The 2,980-nt window shown below is 48.5% G+C and carries 1 protein-coding gene and 1 pseudogene; both read right to left on the bottom strand.

All coding sequences use genetic code 11. The features are described from left to right. Positions 1-137: 137 nt before the first annotated feature. Positions 138-920: pseudogene (locus O9323_RS21385) on the bottom strand (pentapeptide repeat-containing protein); the annotation flags it as partial. Positions 921-1,372: 452 nt separating this feature from the next. Then, positions 1,373-2,614 (bottom strand): bifunctional ornithine acetyltransferase/N-acetylglutamate synthase, encoded by a 1,242-nt coding sequence (gene argJ, locus O9323_RS21390; protein WP_002736235.1) that lies wholly within the window; start codon positions 2,612-2,614, stop codon positions 1,373-1,375. Positions 2,615-2,980 lie beyond the last annotated feature (366 nt).

The raw sequence follows: 2,980 nt of genomic DNA on the forward strand, positions 1-2,980 counted from the left end.
GCAAAGGGAGAGAATTCTTGTCCATTAAGAAATGTTACAAATTACATGGGTACATTAAGAAAAGTTAAGGGGGTGCATCCATTGATGGATAAGGGTTTTCAGCTATTGTGGTATATATGTATGGGGGAAGTTCAGTTATTAGAGTCAGTTGTTTCAGCCAAATTATCCCCAGCTTGGTCATTCTCAACTTTACGCCGGCCGATTACCGTTAAAGCGGCCTGAACTGGAATACTCACGGAAGGGAGCTTTTCTGGGGCCTTCTGTCTTTCCTCTGGCTTCAGTTGTTGAATATTCGAGGGAATGGGGGAATTTTTACGAATGTAGGAAGTCAGCACTTCCATAATTGTCCATTGATCCTTGGGAGAATCTTTGGCAATTCGCTCTAGGGAATAAATGCCGCCAATTACCACCTCCTCTTTATTATTACCGATTTGCTCGACAGCTTTCGAGAAGCGCTCGGTAATCAGACGTTGCTGAGTCAGTTGCATTTCCGCTTGAGAATTGAAATAATTGACAATAAGCCCAATTCCTGCCAAAAGGGTAGCAATTAATCCCAGGGCAGAAATAATCGTTTTGACCACATCAATGGCAAAGGTGCGGCTGTCTTTGTCTTCACGGGCAAAAAGCCCCGGTATTTGCTGAAATAGCCAGAAGGGAAAGATTAGCAGTTTCCAAGCAACTCTGACAAGAGACTGGAGCGATAGCAACAATCTTTTAATTAGCCTTTTTCCCCCGCGATAGGGTATCTTTAGATTCCAAGCAAAAATCGCTCTGGGATGTTGGCTAAAATATTCTTTCGCTTGCTGCCAGTCATCTATCTCATTGCCTTCTTTACCCGATGCCAGCCGTTTTTGATAAAACTGGTGAGCTTTAATCTGGTGCAATTCTAAAGGAATTCGTGGTGATTTTTTCGGAACCATGCAGCGTTTTCCCCGCCAATAGATGGATTTTGCCAAGGGACTGAGGGACTGACAAAACTGTTTTCGAGGTTGGTTGAAAAGAAGTAAGTAGGTAGGCGTTAAAAGTTGTCAGATGCCCCCCTTATTAAGGGGGGATCCCCCCGCCTATCGGCACCCCCCTTATCAAGGGGGGCAGGGGGGATCCCCCCGCCTATCGGCACCCCCCTTATCAAGGGGGGCAGGGGGGATCGAACCTAAAATCCATTTTTAATTTAATTATAACCAGCTACTTACAATCCAACCATTAAAGTTTATCTGTTAATCGAGTAATCGGCTCTCTCGGCTGCTGTGTGATCAACAGGATCGATCATCGAGATTGTCGGTATAGACTAGAGCCTAACGTCAACCTTTGATCAAGCTGTTGGGATACAATCCAGCAAGGACAAGAGAGCCTGTTTAGAGAATCGATCGCTTTAAGTGGTGTACTCGGCGTTAATTTTGACGTAATCGTAACTAAGATCGCAACCCCAGGCCGTACCTGTTCCCGAACCGTTACCGATACAGATAGACATTAAAACGGTATCTTCTCGTAAATAAGCCCCGCTTGCTGCCGCTTTCAGGTAATTACTGGCACTAGCTCGATCGAACGCCAGAGGTTGACCATTTTCCATCATCACGAAGTCGCCTAACTTAATTTGCAGGTCTTCTTGATGGAAGACAACCCCGGCCCGGCCCGCGGCCGCCGCAATTCGTCCCCAGTTAGGATCTCGACCGAAAACCGCCGATTTTACCAAGGAAGAACCGGCAATGGTGCGAGCAATCTGACGAGCGGACTGATCATCGGCCGCCCCCGAAACCCGCACTTCTATTAAACAGGTGGCTCCTTCCCCATCCCGGGCGATCGCTTTGGCCAAGTATTGACAAACTTCCGTTAACATGGCCTCTAACTTTTGGGCATCCCGGCCCATTTCTGTGATCGCCGTGGTGCGCGATTGACCATTAGCCAAGGCGATCAGACTGTCATTGGTACTGGTGTCCCCATCCACCGTAATCTGATTAAAACTTTTATTAGCCGCCCGACTTAACATACTTTGCCAGAGAACCGTCGATACTGCGGCATCACAGGTAATAAAGGAGAGCATCGTCGCCATATTCGGGTGAATCATCCCCGATCCCTTGGCAATTCCCCCAATTGTGACCGGACGACCATCGATGGTGGTTTGCAAGGCGATCGATTTGGGGACTAGATCCGTGGTCATAATCGCCCGGGCCGTGCTTTCGCCGCCATTTTCCGACAATAAACCTGCTAAGGTCGGTAAAGCGGCGGTTAACGCATCCATGCGAATCCGTTGCCCGATCACTCCCGTAGAAGCCAGCAAAATTGCATCGGCGGGAATCCCTAAAACTTGGCTCAAGGCGGCGGCACTATCGAGAGCGTCTTGCCATCCGGCTTCCCCCGTGGCGGCGTTTGCTTGGCCGGCATTACACAAAATCGCCCTGGCGCTGGCTTTAGTTTGTAGGCGTTGACGGCAATAATCGACGCAAGCGGCCCGCACTTGACTGGTGGTAAAGACTCCGGCGGCGATCGCTTCTGTTTCCGAGACAATTAGGGCTAAATCGGGCAAACCGGACGGTTTTAGCCCCGCGGCCATCCCTGCGGATTTAAATCCTTTTGGGGCCGTGATCCCCCCCTCTATTTCCTGCCAATCGGCCATTTTCTCCCGTCTCCTACTCAAATTCGACACTCGATTATAGCAAGTAAAAAGCCAAAAATTAGCAAAGGGTTTGACCGTTTCGGGTTGGGGAGAGGGTGAAAAAGCTGATAAGTAGCTGGTTATAATTAAATTAAAAATGGATTTTAAATTCGATCCCCCCTGCCCCCCTTGATAAGGGGGGTGACGATAGGTGGGGGGATCCCCCTTAATAAAGGGGTGCCGATCCGGGAGCATCCCACTTTTGCAATAAGCAATTGTACTTAGATGCGAAATACTTATATGGCAAGCCTTTTCGGGAGTTCATAGATTTTCAACGGTTCTCTAAATTGTGTGATTGGAACCAGAATCGTTACTACAAAAGCCTTC

The organism is Microcystis sp. LE19-131.1A, from assembly GCF_027532015.1.
Classification (GTDB): Bacteria; Cyanobacteriota; Cyanobacteriia; order Cyanobacteriales; family Microcystaceae; genus Microcystis; species Microcystis ichthyoblabe_A.

Bases quoted from the DNA above. Each gene is read 5' to 3' on its own strand.
- argJ (WP_002736235.1), bottom strand. From the start codon at position 2,614: ATGGCCGATTGGCAGGAAATAGAGGGGGGGATCACGGCCCCAAAAGGA.